The following is a 16,070-nucleotide window of genomic DNA, read 5'->3' on the forward strand; positions in this document are numbered from 1 at the left end:
GGGAAAGAGAATGGATATTAAGCAACTCAAGTATTTGATCGCGCTCGATCAGACGCGCCATTTTGGCCAGGCGGCGGCGGCCTGTCATATTACCCAGCCGACGCTCTCCATGCGCATTCGTAACCTGGAAGAGGAGCTGAACCTGACGCTGATCCAGCGCGGCCAACGCTTTGAGGGGTTTACCCCGGAGGGAGAGCGGATCCTGGCCTGGGCGCGGGCGGTGCTGGCCGCCCATGACGGCCTGGCGGCAGAGGCGGCCATCTGTCGCGGGCAGATGGTCGGTCAGCTGCGGGTCGGTATGGTGCCGCTGGCGAGCCTCAATCCGATGCAGTTGATTAAACCCCTGGCGGAGAAATATCCGGCGCTGCAGTTCAGCCTGTTGTCGATGACCTCGGAGCAGATTATCGATGGCGTCAGCCGTAATCAGCTGGATCTGGGGATCTGTTATCTGCAGCATCTGGATGAAGGTCAGTTCAAGATTGCTCGCTTGCCGCAAACCCGGATGGGACTGCTGCACGATAAACGCCATTTCGACTTCAGCGCCGGGACGCCGGGATGGGAGACGCTGGCGACGCTGCCCCTCGGCTTTCTGACCAAGGGGATGTATTACCGGGAATCGATTGAAATCAGCTTTAAGGCCAAAGGGCTAACGCCAAGGTATGTCTTTGAAAGTGATTCGACGTTTCAGATTATCCAGGCGGTGCAGGCGGGGATCTGCTGCGCCATTATGCCGCTTAACAACGGCCTCGAAGTGCTAAGCGATAATCTTGAAATTCTGCCGATCGCCGAAACCCATGTTGATTCACAGCTGGCGCTGATTATGCGCCAGCAGGAACCAGTCTCGACCCTGGCGGAAAAATGCTTCGCCGAGGCGCAGGGGATATTTGGCTGAGGCCGGGCCGCCGACCTGGCGGCTTGTCACTAAAATGCCTAAACGCCCCTCTGATGGGAGAGTGTCAATATAGCCCCGGTGATGCTGGACCGTTGGTAAAAGCGGTATTGCGGCGCCGCTTAATGCTGTCCAGGAGTTACAAGCCTTAATGACAATTTTTTATCCCTCCTGCAGTACACATCACAAATATTAACTATGGCAACAGCCGTCATTTAAGTTAACAACAACCGATATGTATTTGCAGCTCCGGCGGCGACCGCCATCAGATATTCTCCAGACGAATGCCCCGCGTTCTCGGGCCGAAGATCCCCACCGACAGCATCACCATCAGCATACTGACGACGATAAAGCTAATTACTCCCGGCGTGCCGGCGTATTGCAGAATAATGCCGATCAGAATGCTGGTCACCGCGGTCGAGAGCCGGCTGAACGAGTAGCAGAAGCCGACGGCGCGGGCGCGAATATGGGTCGGGAAGACCTCGGCCTGGTAGGCGTGGTAGCTGATGGTCAGCCAGGCGTTGGACCAGGTGATCATAAACCCGCAGATCACCAACAGAATCGGGTTGTTTTGCAGAGCGAACAGGGTGCCGAAGATAACGGTCATCAGCGCGGAGAGGACAATCTGCCACTTGTTTTCAAAGCGATGCACGAAGCGGGTGCAGAACAGGCAGCCCAGCGGATAGGCGAGGGTGATAAAGAAGGCGTACAGCAGGCTATGGGTGATGCTGGCGCCCTGACCGGAGAGCAGCGCCGGCAGCCAGTTGCCAAAGCCGAAGAAACCGATCGCCTGGAAGAAGTTCATCACCATTAGCATCAGGGTGCGCTGCCGATACTGCGGCGCCCAGATTTCGCGGAAGGTGCCGCGTTTGACGACGCTCTGTGCCGCATGCGCATGCTTCGGCGACGGCGTCAGGCCGCAGCGGGCTTCCATCTCACACATCACCGTATGCGCGTCATCATGCCGCCCTTTGCTTTCCAGCCAGCGGGCTGACTCCGGTAGCTTTTTGCGGATAAACCAGATCGCCAGCGAGAACAGTGCGCCAAAGATGATCACCCAGCGCCAGCCGCTGAGGCCGAACAGGGTGGTCGGCACCAGCATCCAGGACATCAGCGCCACCGCCGGAACCGAGAGGAACTGGATGAAGAAGGCAAAGGCAAAGGCTTTATTGCGCAGATGGGTTGGCACCCATTCGCTGAGGTAGGTATCAATGGTCACCAGCTCAATGCCGAGGCCGATCCCCACCAGAAAGCGGAAGAAGATCACCCCTTCCGCGCTACTCTGCGTCGCCATCAGCAGCGAAAAAAGACCGTACGAGGCGAGCGCCACCATAAAGGTCAGGCGGCGGCCCAGTTTGTCCGCCAGCGGCGCCAGCAGACTGGCGCCGATAAACAGCCCCATAAAGGTGGCGGAGGCGAAGGCCGCCTGGTCGGCGATGCCGAAGATGCCCGCCTGTCCGGTGTGGAAAATGCCCTCCGCCAGCAGGCCCGCGCTGATATACCCGGTCTGGAAGAGATCGTAGAGCTCAAAGAAGCCGCCAAGTGAGAGCAGGGTAATAAACGACCATAACCCAAATGAGGCGGGCAGCGCATCAATGCGTCCGGTTAAGCTGGCGTGCGGTTGTCCTGGCGAAGCATAGGGCGTTTCGCCGAGAACCTGGGTGGTAGACATGGTGTTGTGTTCCTCAGGAAGAATGGTTTGCCTGCTAATGTTAATTGATTGTTAATAGTTTTAAATTTTTAATCCTTAGCCTTAGCGACATTCTTTAGCGTAAGATCGCGCTGGGGAGACATAAAGTTGATATTCATGCTGGTTTTCGCCGCATCCCAGCGACGGAATTGAAGTAAATCACCGCTGACGGCATTTTAGTCGCCTGGCGATGTCACGCTACGCAGGACCCGCGAAAGACAAACTAAACGAATCGTCACCGGCGGCGTTTTCGTGCTTTACCCATCATTACACCGGGCTATAATGTGCCCACTTTTATTCAGGAGTCATACGTTGGACAGTCACCCTTATTGCGATTTTCCGGCAAGCTAACGCGATCATTTCGCTGCTTGCCGTCCCGGCGGGCAGCAATCTCTCAGTTCCGGATTGCCTCCCTCAATAATTTATGCGCCATTGAGCGCGAGAGGCAGCGTTATGTTTATGTTTTCCAGACCCTTATTTCCTCCACCATCATCCACCGGCTAATCGCCCGGCGCGGCTGAGCGCTACATCTGTAATTTTTGGCTTTCTGTTTTCTGGAGGAAGGCGCGATGGTATTTCCTTATATGACTCATTTACTCGCGGCAATGTTGTTGGGGGCGCTGATCGGCGCGGAACGACAGTGGCGGCAACGTATGGCCGGTTTACGCACCAATGCCCTGGTGGCCACCGGCGCGGCGGTGTTTATTCTCAGCGCGATGTCGGCCTCGCCGGACAGCCCGGGGCGTATTGCGGCGCAGATCGTCTCCGGTATCGGCTTCCTTGGGGCAGGGGTGATTATGCGCGATGGCATGAACGTCCGCGGCCTCAATACCGCCGCCACGCTGTGGTGTTCGGCCGGGATCGGCGTACTCTGCGGCCTGGGACAGTTCTGGAACGCGACGGCGGCTACGCTGATTATTCTGTGCGCCAATATCCTGCTGCGCGAGGCGGCGCAGCGCATTCATGCCTTGCCGGGGGCCGGTGACGAAGAGAAACGCTATGTCTTACGCGTCACCTGTCTGCGCGAACATGAAAATGCCGTGCGTCAGCTGTTGCTGAATATTGCGCAGCAGCAGCGGTTTACCCTGCAGGGATTGCAGTCGGCGGCGGCGGACACAGCGGACCATCTGGAGATTTGCGCGCAGCTGATTAGCCATAAGCAGCACCAAAAAACGCTGGCGCAAATTATGGCGCAAATGGGCGTTCAGCAGAACGTCACATCGGTGCACTGGCGTGTCGGAGAGGCGTAGGGGCTGGCGGCGGAGCAGCGGAAATGGCCGCTCGTCGCGCGATTCGCCATCCCGCGGGAAAGCGGCTAGAATGGCCTCCTCGCAGGAGGTTATAAGAATGTTAAATAATGGATGTGTACCCTCGGAATCTGGTCCCACAGAGGTGACGGCTGATTTTCGTTTTACCCGCGTGATGGCCGAGCAGGCGGCGCGGGCGCGTCTGACGCTGGACGACGATCAGCTGTCACTCATCGCCCGCCTTGACGCCCTCGGTCAGCAGTTGGTGTCCACGACAGGCAGCCCGCAGGGGGTATACGTCTGGGGACGTACCGGGCGAGGGAAAAGCTTTATCCTCGACCACTTTTTCGCCAGCCTGCCGCTCGCCGCCAGGCGGCGGGTCCATTTTCATCACTTCTTCCGCGAACTGCACCAGCGGCTGAATGCCCCCGGAGCGCCCGACTTGCAGACGGTGATGAGGCAGATGACATCCGGTTGCCGCCTGCTATGCTTCGACGAATTTCATCTGCACGACCCCGGCGACGCCATGCTGATTAAAGCCTTGCTGGAACACCTCTTTCAACACGGTATCGTGCTGCTGGCCACCTCAAACTACCCGCCGGAGATGCTGCTGCCCAATCCGCTGTATCACGATCGCTTTTTACCGTCGATCGCGCTGATCCGCGCCCATCTAACGGTGGTGGCGCTGAACGGCGAGGAGGATTATCGCGTACGGCATCTGAGCCAGGATAACGCCTTCTGCAGCGGGCGGATGTGGGTTAATCCGAATGCACAACAGCGTCAGCTGTATGACCTGCCGTCGCTGCCTGGCGAACCGGTTTCGCTGACGGTAGGCTATCGCACGCTGCTGGCGGCCGCGGCGTCGCCCGCGTTGCTGCACTTCACCTTTACCCAGCTTTGTCAGGCCGCCACGGCGGTGATGGACTATCTGACGCTCTGCGAAAGCTATGCCGTCTGGCTACTGGACGAGGTGCCGCCATTGGCTACGGTGGGGCCGGCGGCCCAGCAGCGCTTTATCAATGTGATTGATGTGCTGTATGAAAAGCAGATCCGCCTGCTGCTGGTGACCCGCTGCGACCTGGAGACGCTGGTGGCAGGGGTGGAACTGGAGGATATTCAACGAACGCGGAGTCGACTGCAACAGCTGCCGCGGGCGGTATAAGAAAAACGCCCCGGCGGGAGCCGGGGCGAGAGGATTACAGATCGAAGCGGTCGAGGTTCATCACCTTGGTCCAGGCGGCAACGAAGTCATGCACCAGCTTCTGCTGCCCGTCGGCGCAGGCGTACACTTCCGCCAGGGCGCGCAGTACCGAGTTGGAGCCAAACACCAGATCCACGCGGGTGGCGCTGTACTTCGCTTCGCCGGTTTTACGGTCGCTGCCGGTAAACAGCTCCGCGTTATCATCGGCCGCTTTCCAGACGGTAGCCATATCCAGCAGATTAACGAAGAAGTCATTGCTGAGCACGCCGACGCGGTCGGTAAACACCCCGTGTTTGCTGCCGTCGTAGTTCGCGCCCAGTACGCGCAAGCCACCGACCAGCACGGTCATTTCCGGGGCGGTTAGCGTCAGCTGCTGCGCTTTATCGATCAGCAGGGTTTCCGTCGAGACACCGCCTTCGATACGGCGATAGTTGCGGAAGCCATCCGCCAGCGGCTGCAGCAGATCAAACGACTCGACGTCGGTCTGCTCAGGCAGAGCGTCGACGCGGCCTGGGGTAAACGGCACATTGACGCTGACGCCGGCGGCAGCGGCCGCCTGCTCAACGCCGACCACGCCGGCCAGCACGATAATATCGGCCAGCGACGCTTTGCCGGAGGCGCGCTGGATCGCCTGCAGGGTCGGCAGCACCCGGCTGGCGATGGCGTTAACCGGCCAGTCTTTCTGCGGGGCCAGCGCCAGACGCGCGCCGTTAGCGCCGCCGCGTTTATCGCCACCGCGGAAGGTGGAGGCGGACGCCCAGGCGACCGAGACCAGCTCACTGACCGACAGGCCGGCGCCGGCGATGGCGCTTTTCAGGCTGGCGATATCTTCCGCGCTCGGCTGATGGGTCGCTGCCGGCAGCGGATCCTGCCAAATCAGATCTTCTTTCGGCACTTCCGGCCCGAGGTAACGGGATTTTGGCCCCATATCACGGTGGGTCAGCTTGAACCACGCCCGGGCGAACGCCTCGTTAAAGGCCTGCGGATCGTTGAGGAAGCGACGGGAGATTTTTTCAAACTCCGGGTCGAAGCGCAGGGTCAGGTCGGTGACCAGCATGGTCGGTTTGCGCTTTTTCTCCGGGTTAAACGGATCCGGGATAATCTCCGGCGCGTCTTTGGCTTCGAACTGGATCGCGCCAGCCGGGCTGCGGGTCTGCACCCATTCGTATTTGAACAGGTTTTCGAAAAAGTAGTTGCTCCACTGGGTGGGCGTCTGCGTCCAGACCACTTCCAGACCGGAGGTGATGGCGTCCGCGCCTGCGCCGCTGCCGTAGCTGGAGTGCCAGCCCAGACCCTGCGCTTCCAGCGGCGCGGCTTCCGGCTCGGCGCCGACGTGGCTGGTTTCTGCGGCGCCGTGGGTTTTGCCCAGCGTATGGCCGCCGGCGATCAACGCGACGATCTCTTCATCGTCCATCGCCATATTGCCGAAGGTGGCGCGAATGGCCGCCGCGGCGGACAGCGGCTCGCCGCTGGCGTTCGGACCTTCCGGGTTGACATAAATCAGACCCATTTCGGTGGCCCCGATGGCCTGTTTCGCCAGGCTTTCCGGATGACGGTGGGCCAGCCACTCTTTCTCATCGCCCCAGTCGACGTCGAGATCCGGTTCCCAGACGTCTTCGCGACCGGCGCCAAAGCCAAAGGTGCGGAAGCCGGCGTTTTCCAGAGCGACGTTACCCGCCAGCATGTAAAGGTCGGCCCAGGAGATTTTCTGGCCATATTTCTGTTTCACCGGCCACAGCAGACGGCGGGCCTTATCGAGGCTGACGTTGTCAGGCCAGGAGTTCAGGGGAGCAAAGCGCTGCTGTCCACGACCTGCGCCGCCGCGACCGTCAACGGTGCGGTAGGTGCCGGCGCCGTGCCAGGCCATACGAATAAACAAGCCAATATAGCTACCCCAGTCTGCCGGCCACCACTCTTGCGAATCGGTCAGCAGCGCTCTGAGATCAGCCTTCAGCGCGGAGTAATCGAGCTTTTTAAACTCTTCCCTGTAGTTAAAATTCTCACCCAACGGGTTGGAGCGATTGGAGTGCTGGTTTAACAGATCGACACGCAGCTGGTTCGGCCACCAGTCGCGGTTGGCGGTGCCGCTGCCGGCGCTCTGTTTTGGCGTCTCGGCGTGGAAAGGGCACTTCCCGGCGGATGCATTGTTGGATGGGTCGTTAGACGTGCTCATATCAGGCTCCGTTTGCTTTTGTGAATGCCGTTACGATATACACTGCTACCAATAAGCGATATTTGAATGAATCTACGGATTTAATAGCTATTTCCGTTCAATGAAGGGTTAGGCAACCCCCTGGTGGGACCGTGTCGGCCTGGAGATTGAGATTAACCTCATTAGTAACCATAGCCGTAACGAGGCGGCAAAGGAAACGATCCGCGACAAGCTGGGCGAAGGAATGCTAATTGTTTGAGATATGACAAGTTTTACTACGAAACTCGCATTAGCGCTGCCAGTAGGGCGGCGATCCAAACACGTCGGCAAAATAGTCAATCACTGTCCGCACGTTGAGAGAGGGATGGCGGGTATAAGGATAAATCGCCGCGATATACGATGGCGTGTGGCTGATGGCCGCCGAATAGCGATCCATCAGCGTGACTAATGTCCCGTTGTGCAGCGCTTCGCTGACCATCCAGTCGGGAAATAACACGATCCCCATCCCGCCGATGGCTGAAGTGAGCAGGGCATCGGCATTGTTCGAGGTCATGAGCGGGGTCAACGGATAGTGCACCCATGCCTCTTCGCGCTGGCGAAACAGCCAGCGGTTGGCTCCCTGCGAACCGCCATACACCAGCGTGCGATGTTGATGCAATGCCTCCGGCGAAGTCGGGCTGCCGTACCGTGAAACATACTCCGGGGAGGCGGTCAGGTAATAGCGCTGGCTGCCAAACACTCTGGCGTGATAGCCCGCGTCCGGCAGGCTGCTGATGCGAAAAAGGATATCCGTCGCATCGCGATGGGGATCGATAAAATCGTCGGTCAGCGTCAGGTCAAACTGCAGTTTGGGATGTCGGGCCGCCAGTTCCGGAAGCCAGGGGGCGATATGCCGCTGACCAAAATAGACCGGCGCATTGATCCGCACCAGTCCGCCGGGGACCTGTGCCCGATCCTGTAACGCCCGTTGCGCGTCGGCGTACTGTCCCAGCAGTTCCCGGGCGGACGCTGCGAAAAGGCGTCCTGCTTCGGTCGGTACCACGGCACGGGTGTTGCGGTAGAACAGCTGCTGCCCGAGGGCATCTTCCAGCTGCTGGATGGTTCGCGAGATCAACGAGGGAGAGACCCCTTCGCGGCGGGCCACTACGGAAAAACTCTGGTTATCGTAAACCGCGATGAAAAGCTGAAGGGCGCGAAAATCGACGCTGCTGGCATCGGCCATCTGTGCAATTCCTGCAATAGTGTTTTCTGCATTATACCGTTTATCGCATCAGCACGCTGTTTTATCCTCAGCCGCCTGTTGTACAGAGGAGGCGCAGTAATGGCGTTATTATTCATTTTATTAGTGATTGCCGGCGGCATGGGATTATCGGTCGAGGCCGGCCTGCTGGGGCCGCTGGCGAGCCAGGTGGGGGATCTGTGGGCAACCATGAGCATCTTTGGGATTGGCGCAGTGTTAACCTTTTTTCTGATGCTCTTTTTCAGCCCGCGTAGCAGCCCGTCGTTCTTTTCTCTGCCCGGCTGGCAACTCACCGGCGGTCTGTTGGGGGCGGGGTACGTGGTGATCTTGACCATGGCGACGCCGGTGATTGGTATTGCCATGACCATGATCGGCATCCTGGCGGGTCAGGTGGCGAAAAGCCTGGCGATCGACCATTACGGGTTATTCGGCAGCCCACGGCGCAAAATCGATCCGCGGCGCGCCATGGCGCTGATGTTGATTATGGCGGCGTTACTGCTGGTGGCTCTGGGTTAAGGAGGGGAAATGGATACGATAGTGATCATTCTGGCACTGTGCGGCGGCGCATTGCTTAGCGTCCAGGCGGCGATAAATGGCCGTCTTGGCAGCCAGGTGGGGGTGCTGCGCAGCGCCTTTTTAACCTTCGCCACCGGCGCGCTGGTGACGGGATTGCTGATCCTGTTTTTTGCTCCAGCGACGTCGCTAAACCTGCTACAGGTGCCTAAGTGGCAGCTGCTGGGCGCATTTTGCGGCGTGCCCTACATCGTCATTATGGTGCTGGCGGTGCAGCGGATAGGCACCGCTACGGCCACCGTGGCGGTGATCTTTGGCCAGCTGACGATGAGCCTGCTGATCGACAACTTTGGCTGGCTGGGCAACAGCACGATGGCGTTCTCGCCGGCGCGACTGGCGGCGGTGATATGTCTGGCCCTCGCGCTGTACTTAATCTATACCTCAGGGAAGTCGGCTACCTCCCACGTGGCGGCCCGCGCAGAACAGTGAGCTGCGCCGACGCGTCGGGCATCGTGAATATAGCCTGACGCGTCACGGGCAAGGTTAAGAATAACGATCCCTCTAACATGCTGAAACATTTCTGCCAGATCATTAGCAACCTTTCAGTAGGGCTGACGCTGCGATAAGGCTATGCTTCCCGGCCGTTACGCCGTTGGCTTTTCCAGTGATTCAGGTGATGTACCGCTAATGCCCCTTTTGAGAGATGAAATTCGCGACCACTCCGCGGAAGAGATGCTGTTTATCCGCCGGGCCGCAATTGCTTTTCTGCTGGTGGTGGTCTGCTTTGGCGTGCTGATCGTTAACCTCTACCATCTGCAGGTGGAGCAGCACGATTTTTACCAGACCCGGTCAAACCAGAACGACATCAAAATGCTGCCCATCGCCCCCAGCCGCGGGCTGATATTCGATCGCAACGGTATTCCGCTGGTGCAGAATATCACCCTGTATCGCCTGCAGGTGATCCCGAGCAAAATTCCCGATATGGCCGCGCTGTTGCAGCAGCTGACGCCTATCGTCGACCTGACGCCGGACGACATCGCCAGCTTTCGCGACGATATGCACCACACCAGCCGCTACAAAGCGGTCACCCTCAAGTCAGACCTCAGCGATGTGGAGGTGGCCCGCTTCGCGGTCAACGAATTCCGTTTCCCCGGCGTGACGGTGGAGAGCTACCAACAACGGGAATACCCCTACGGCGCAGAGCTGGCGCACGTGGTGGGCTATGTGTCGAAAATCAACGACAGCGATCTGCAGCGGCTGGCGAAAAACGGCGAAGAGGAGAACTACGCCGCCGACCGCAATATCGGTAAGCAGGGCATCGAGGGCTATTATGAAAAAGCGCTCCACGGCACCACCGGCTATCAGGAAGTGGAGGTGGATAACCACGGCCGGGTGGTGCGTCTACTGAAAGAGGTGCCGCCGGTGGCCGGAAAAAACCTCTATCTGACTCTCGACCTTCATCTCCAGCAGTATATTGAGTCGGTGCTGAAGGGACAGCGGGCGGCGGTGGTGGTGGTCGACCCGCGGGATGGCGGCGTGTTGGCGATGGTCTCCAGTCCCAGCTACGATCCTAATCCGTTCGTCAAAGGTATCGGCTATCAGGCCTATAAATCGCTGCTGGAGAATCCGGACCGGCCGCTGATCAACCGCGTCACCCAGGGGCTATATCCTCCGGCTTCGACGGTCAAACCCTATATGGCGCTGTCGGCGCTCTCCGCTGGGGTCATCACCCCGAACACCACCTTCTTCGGGGCGCCGACGTGGACGCTGCCGGGCACGCAACGCCGATACCGCGACTGGCTGAAAACCGGCCACGGCATGCTCAACGTGACTAAAGCCATCGAAGAGTCAGCGGACACCTTTTTCTATCAGGTCGCCTTCGAGATGGGCATTGACCGGATCCATGAATGGCTGAGCAAGTTCGGCTACGGCCAGTCCACCGGCATCGACCTTAATGAGGAGTACGCCGGGGTGCTGCCCAGCCGGGAGTGGAAACAGCGGGTGCATAAAAAGCCCTGGTATCAGGGGGACACCATCTCGGTCGGCATCGGCCAGGGGTACTGGATCGCCACCCCGATCCAGATGGTGAAGGCGCTTACCACTCTGCTGAACAATGGTAAAGTACAGGATCCGCATCTGCTCTATTCGATGAAGCAGGGCAACCATGTGGAACGTTATCAGCAGCCGGCGAACCTGCCGCAGGTGGGTGACCCGAAATCCCCGTACTGGGGCATTGTGCGCAACGGCATGTATGGGATGGCGAATCAGCCCAACGGCACCGGCTATAAGCTGTTTCATACTGCGCCGTATCAGATCGCGGCGAAGTCCGGTACCTCGCAGGTCTTTAGCCTGAAGCAAAACCAGACCTATAACGCCAAAATGATCCCGGTGCGTCTGCGCGACCATATCTTCTACACCCTGTTTGCCCCTTATCAGCATCCGAAGGTGGCGATGGCGCTGATTCTGGAGAACGGCGGCGGGGATGGGGTGGTAGCCGGACCGACGGCGCGCGCCATCCTGGACCATATTTTTGTCCCGCAGCAGGCATCTTCGGCGGCAGCCGATGTGCCGCAGCGTGATAGCGCCGATGCCCAGTAAGCGATAGGACTTATTCCGCAGGCGCATCGTCCATAGTAATTGGTTATTTGTCCCATCGTCTTCCCGGCGGCATAGTGTTTTACGGGAACATGACCCGGAGCGAGGAGAAAAGGTGACACGTAACCGATTACTGCTGGTCCAGACCGGCACGCCGCCGACGGCCATTCGCCAGGCGCATGGCGATCTGCCGCGCTGGTTTCGCACGCTGCTGGCGCCGTGGCAGACGCAGCTCACCACGGTGCGGGTGTTTGAAGATGAACCGCTGCCGACGCCGGATAACCAAACCTTAGCGGTGCTAACCGGCTCGTGGGCGATGGTAACCGATCGTCTGGCGTGGAGCGAACGGACCGCCGACTGGATCCGGCAGGCGGTGGCTATCGACATGCCGCTGTTCGGCGTTTGTTATGGTCATCAGCTGATGGCCCATGCCCTGGGGGGCGAGGTGGCGTATCATCCTGGCGGGCGGGAAAGCGGCAGCCAAACCATTACGCTGTCGCCATGGGGTGTCGATGATCCGCTGCTGAGCGGCCTGCCGGCTACATTTCCTGCGCATCTGAGCCATTTGCAAACCGTGACTCGTCTGCCGGAAGGGGCCACGGTGCTGGCCGCGTCCGCCCACGATCCCCACCAGATTGTGCGCTATGGGCTGCACGCGGTCTCTACGCAATTTCACCCGGAATTTACCGCGCCGATAGCCCGTTCGCTGATCCGCCACCGGGAGGCGGTGCTGCAGGCGGAAGGTATTGACGCGCAGCGGTTACACGACGAGGTGCAGGAGAGCCCGCAGGGCGCGGCGATCCTTACGCGCTTCGTCAGCGCCTTTCTGACCCCGGATGCCCCCGGCCATTAATCCCCTGTCGTGAACAGCACCTGCCAGCGGCGACGCCGGCGGGTCATTTCGCGTGCCAGATCGGCCACCTCTGCAACGCGCAGCGCGTCAACCGCCTGCGGCGTTAGCTCTGGTAAACCATACTCCTGACGCAGGGCGGACAGCGCCCGCGCCTCTGGCGGCCTGCTGGCGCGGATCTGAGCGGCCAGGCGCTGCTGTAGCGGTCTGAAGGTCGCCTCATCCATGGGGGCCAGCTGGCGCAGAAAGTCTTTACCACAGCGCAGCAATTCCCCGGCGCGGCGATCCGGGGACTGGAGCGCCATCAGCAGCCCGTCGCGATCGGCGACCCGCTGATAGCGGCAGCTCACCACATAGCCAATCTGCTGCTCCACCCGCAGGCGCTGGAAAAATAGCGGCTCACAATGCTGCGCCAGCAGCCGCAGGGCCGCCAGCGAGGCGCCATCCGGCAGCGGAATAAAGACCAGCAGCGCCGTATCGCCTCCCGGATAAACCAGACGTTCGACGCCGCGGCGGCAGGGCGCCGGAGCGGGCATCGGCGGATTAACCGGGGCGGTAATCAGGCTCAGCTGACGCGCTACCCACTGCGCATCTTCTGCGCTGCCGCCGGCCAGGGCCGCCAGCCAACCTTTCTGATGCCCGGATGTACCCAGCCGTTCGGGGAGTTGAGCCATGAGATGACGGATAGCGATACTTTCCGGCGGTGGGGTCAGCAAGGCGACCGGGAGCGCGAGCTGCCGCAGAATGGCCTGCAGGATCGCCTCCGGCCGTCGGCCGGGCTCCGGCAGCTGGAGGGTCAACTGCCAGCTGCCGTCGAACAGATGCCACTCGCCGTGTCCCCCGGCATGGCGCAGGGCGGCAAGCAGTGGGCGCAGCTGTTCCCCACGCGCCATCCCCTCGGCCTGATCGGGCGAGCAGTAGAAGGGCGGTCGCAGCAGGAGCCTCGGCGGCTCTTCCGGTAACGGGAGATGGAGCAGCGGCGCGGCTTTCTCCGGGCATTTGGCAACGAGATCGCCAGCGGCCTGCGGATAAAAAGCGAACGCCAGCGCCGGGTCAGACTCAGGGCGGCGGCGCCAGCGGCTAAGCGGCAGGCTAAAGCCCTGGGTGGCAACAGGCTCCCCTGGGGAAACGGTTTGACAGGCCAGGCTGACCGACGGGGCGGCCTGCAGGGCGGAGCAAAAATCGGCGAACCCGGCGGGCGGCGCGCCGGGGGCAAAGCCGAATGCCCGCTGGCGCAGCTGATCGAGAGGCGACAGCGCCTGAAAGCGGCGGCGGGATAGCTGATAGTAGTGTAGCTGCTGCTCAGGCGTCGTTTGCTGTAGCGCCTGCAGCCAGTGGGTTATCTGCCGGTCGACCTCTTTCGGCCGGTCGCTGGCGAAGACCAGCGCCAGCCAGCCGAGGTGCCGATCCTGATACAGCCAGTTCAGCGCCACATCCCCGGCCAGCCGGCGCTGGCGCAGACCGGCCATCAGGCTGCCGGGGGCTTCATCCAGCAAAAACTCGCGCAGTAACGTGACGTTGTCACTTAAAGCGATCAGCGGGCAGCGCCACAGCGCGGGCTGGCTGGAGACCGCCAGCTGCAGTGCAGTGAACTCGCCCAGGCGCAGCGGCGCCGCCGGCGGCGGCGCCTCGCCTGCGGCAAGCCCGGTGGCGAAACGGGCCGCCAGCTCGCCGAGCGCCTCCAGCGACTGCGGCCCCTGCAGCCAGAGCTGCATTCGCCGGGCGACGTAATGGGTGCGGTGAAAATCGCCTAAGGCGGCCTGCAGCGCAGCGAGATCGCCCGCCAGCGCGTCGGCGCTGCCTACCTGAAAGCGGCGAAAGGCCGCGGGCGCGCTGGCGGCGTGGCGCACCGCGGCTTCCCGGCGCGATGGCTCATGCTGCTGGATCAGGCGGTACTCGGCGTCAATCACCGCCACTTCGCGCTGAATATCTTCCCTGAGCAGCAGCGGGGCCTGCAGCATCTCCTGTAGACGCGCGACACCATCAGCCAGAGCATCGGCGGCAACCTCGAAAAAGAACGCGCTATGGCGAGCCAGGGTGGTGGCATTCACGCTTCCGCCCTGGCGCTGCACCCAGCCCATCAGTCGGTCATCATCCTGGTAGCGCTCTCCGCCGTAAAACAGCAGATGTTCCAGCAGGTGCGCCAGCCCAGGGAAGCGCGACGGTTCGTGGTGGCTGCCGGCGGCGACCCGCGCCAGGGCAGCCGCGCGATCCGCCTGCGGCTGATGGACCAGGGTGGCCTGCAGGCCGCCCGGCAAAGTGACGGTGCGGGTCGCCAGCGTCATTACAGGTCCCGGGTTTGGAAGATCAGCTGCGAGCGGGTACGGTTGCGGAACTGCAGCTGGCTGACTTTTATGTCGCTGCAGGCCGCTTCGCGCCGGGCCTCGAGGATTTTGTGATGATGCGGGGATTTGCTGCACACCGGGTCGGCGTTATCGGCGCTGCCGGTCAGCATAAAGGCCTGGCAGCGGCAGCCGCCGAAGTCTTTCTCTTTTTCATCACAGGAGCGGCACGGCTCCGGCATCCAGTCATACCCGCGGTAGCGATTGAAGCCGAATGAGTCATACCAGATCGATTCCAGACTCTGCTCCAGCACCGACGGAAACGCCACCGGCAGCTGGCGCGCGCTGTGGCAAGGCAGGGCGGTGCCTTCCGGGGTGACGCTGAGGAAAATCGATCCCCAGCCGCCCATGCAGCCTTTCGGCCGCTCTTCGTAATAGTCCGGGGTGACGAACAGCAGGTTGGTGAGGTTGCCGCTGGCGGCCATTTTCTGCCGGTAGTCAGCGACCACCTGCTCGGCGCGGGCGATCTGTTCCCGGGTCGGCAGCAGCCCTTCGCGATTAAGAAACGCCCACCCGTAGAACTGGCAGGTGGCCAGCTCAACGTCATCGGCTTCCAGCTCAATGCACAGCTCGATAATTTTATCGAGCTGGTCGATGTTGTGCCGGTGGAGAACGAAGTTGAGCACCATCGGGTAGTCGCGCGCTTTCACGGCTTTGGCCATGGCCAGCTTCTGCTGGAAGGCTTTTTTGTTGCCGGCCAGCGCGGCGTTGAGCACTTCATCGCTGGCCTGGAAGCTAATCTGGATATGGTCCAGCCCGGCCTCGCTGAAGGCGTCCAGTTTGCTCTCCGTCAGCCCTATCCCGGAGGTGATCAGGTTGGTATAGAACCCGAGGTCGCGCGCGGCGCGGATCAGCTCCGGCAGATCTTTACGGGTCAGCGGCTCGCCGCCGGAAAAGCCCAGCTGAACGCTGCCCATCGCCCGCGCCTGGCGAAAGACCTCGATCCATTGTTCGGTGGTCAGCTCCTTATCCTGCCGGGCGAAGTCCAGCGGATTGGAACAGTAGGGACACTGCAGCGGGCAGCGGTAGGTCAGCTCCGCCAGCAGCCACAGCGGCGGATTGACGGTGGGTTTACTCTGGCTCACGGCAGGTGATCCACTTCTGTTGACAGGCGATCTGCAGGAACTCGATGACGTCGTCATCGACGCCGCCGGCTTCCGGGAAACGTTCATTAAGCATGGCGATAATCGCCGCGACGTCGCGCCGGCCATCGACCAGCCCGAGGATCGCCGCGGCGGTCTCATTGAGTTTGGCCATACCCTCCGGATAGAGGATCACATGGCTCTCCTGGGCGGCTTCCCACTGCAGTCGGTAGCCGCGACGAAAGGCAACGATGGACGTTTTCTGCATG

General features: G+C 60.8%; 13 protein-coding genes. 7 read left to right on the plus strand and 6 right to left on the minus strand.

Translation table 11 applies throughout. The annotated features are described in order from the left end of the window. Positions 1-10 precede the first annotated feature (10 nt). On the plus strand, positions 11-892 hold the full coding sequence (locus AB1E37_RS11785; RefSeq protein ID WP_032447597.1) for a LysR family transcriptional regulator: 882 nt from the start codon (positions 11-13) through the stop codon (positions 890-892). Positions 893-1,154: 262 nt separating this feature from the next. On the opposite strand, the gene AB1E37_RS11790 is transcribed toward AB1E37_RS11785, so the two are convergent. After that, positions 1,155-2,561: an MFS transporter gene (locus AB1E37_RS11790; protein ID WP_117116810.1), complete on the minus strand. Its 1,407-nt coding sequence runs from the start codon at positions 2,559-2,561 to the stop codon at positions 1,155-1,157. A gap of 587 nt (positions 2,562-3,148) precedes the next feature. Here AB1E37_RS11790 and AB1E37_RS11795 point away from each other — a divergent pair. Continuing rightward, positions 3,149-3,829 carry an MgtC family protein gene (locus AB1E37_RS11795; RefSeq protein ID WP_002906011.1) on the plus strand — a complete coding sequence of 227 codons (681 nt, stop codon included), beginning with the start codon at positions 3,149-3,151 and terminating at the stop codon, positions 3,827-3,829. A 97-nt stretch (positions 3,830-3,926) separates the two neighbouring features. Beyond that, positions 3,927-4,988: a cell division protein ZapE gene (gene zapE, locus AB1E37_RS11800; protein WP_032436431.1), complete on the plus strand. Its 1,062-nt coding sequence runs from the start codon at positions 3,927-3,929 to the stop codon at positions 4,986-4,988. Positions 4,989-5,022: 34 nt separating this feature from the next. On the opposite strand, the gene katG is transcribed toward zapE, so the two are convergent. Both katG and AB1E37_RS11810 read right to left on the minus strand, forming a co-directional pair. Beyond that, positions 5,023-7,200, minus strand: coding sequence for a catalase/peroxidase HPI (katG, locus tag AB1E37_RS11805; RefSeq protein ID WP_004180028.1), 2,178 nt, complete (start codon positions 7,198-7,200; stop codon positions 5,023-5,025). A 268-nt stretch (positions 7,201-7,468) separates the two neighbouring features. Next, on the minus strand, positions 7,469-8,401 hold the full coding sequence (locus AB1E37_RS11810; RefSeq protein WP_002905767.1) for a LysR family transcriptional regulator: 933 nt from the start codon (positions 8,399-8,401) through the stop codon (positions 7,469-7,471). Positions 8,402-8,500: 99 nt separating this feature from the next. Between AB1E37_RS11810 and AB1E37_RS11815 the strand changes: the two genes are divergently transcribed. From AB1E37_RS11815 to AB1E37_RS11830, 4 genes are all read left to right on the plus strand, one after another. Further along, positions 8,501-8,935, plus strand: coding sequence for a DMT family transporter (locus AB1E37_RS11815; RefSeq protein WP_004143693.1), 435 nt, complete (start codon positions 8,501-8,503; stop codon positions 8,933-8,935). Positions 8,936-8,944: 9 nt separating this feature from the next. After that, on the plus strand, positions 8,945-9,421 hold the full coding sequence (locus AB1E37_RS11820; RefSeq protein ID WP_032447596.1) for a DMT family transporter: 477 nt from the start codon (positions 8,945-8,947) through the stop codon (positions 9,419-9,421). 198 nt (positions 9,422-9,619) lie between these two features. Further along, positions 9,620-11,530: a penicillin-binding protein 2 gene (gene mrdA, locus AB1E37_RS11825; RefSeq protein ID WP_002905759.1), complete on the plus strand. Its 1,911-nt coding sequence runs from the start codon at positions 9,620-9,622 to the stop codon at positions 11,528-11,530. 112 nt (positions 11,531-11,642) lie between these two features. After that, a complete protein-coding gene (locus AB1E37_RS11830; RefSeq protein ID WP_032447594.1) occupies positions 11,643-12,380 on the plus strand; it encodes a glutamine amidotransferase in 738 nt (245 codons plus the stop codon). Here the strand turns inward: AB1E37_RS11830 and pqqF are convergent. From pqqF to pqqD, 3 genes are read right to left on the minus strand one after another with little or no spacing between them, the layout of a single operon-like run. Next, positions 12,377-14,662 (minus strand): pyrroloquinoline quinone biosynthesis protein PqqF, encoded by a 2,286-nt coding sequence (gene pqqF / locus AB1E37_RS11835; RefSeq protein WP_032447593.1) that lies wholly within the window; start codon positions 14,660-14,662, stop codon positions 12,377-12,379. The two genes, AB1E37_RS11830 and pqqF, sit on opposite strands and share 4 nt — an antisense overlap. After that, complete coding sequence (gene pqqE / locus AB1E37_RS11840) at positions 14,662-15,804, minus strand: pyrroloquinoline quinone biosynthesis protein PqqE (RefSeq protein WP_004212061.1); 1,143 nt, start codon at positions 15,802-15,804, stop codon at positions 14,662-14,664. The genes pqqF and pqqE overlap by 1 nt, the downstream gene beginning before the upstream one ends. Then, positions 15,791-16,069, minus strand: a complete 279-nt coding sequence (gene pqqD / locus AB1E37_RS11845; protein ID WP_023282622.1) for a pyrroloquinoline quinone biosynthesis peptide chaperone PqqD — start codon at positions 16,067-16,069, stop codon at positions 15,791-15,793. Before pqqD ends, pqqE begins: the two co-directional genes overlap by 14 nt. Position 16,070: the final 1 nt, after the last annotated feature.

Origin of the sequence: Klebsiella sp. Shm-1 (assembly GCF_040804525.1) — a bacterium.
In the GTDB taxonomy this organism is placed as follows: Bacteria; Pseudomonadota; Gammaproteobacteria; order Enterobacterales; family Enterobacteriaceae; genus Klebsiella; species Klebsiella pneumoniae.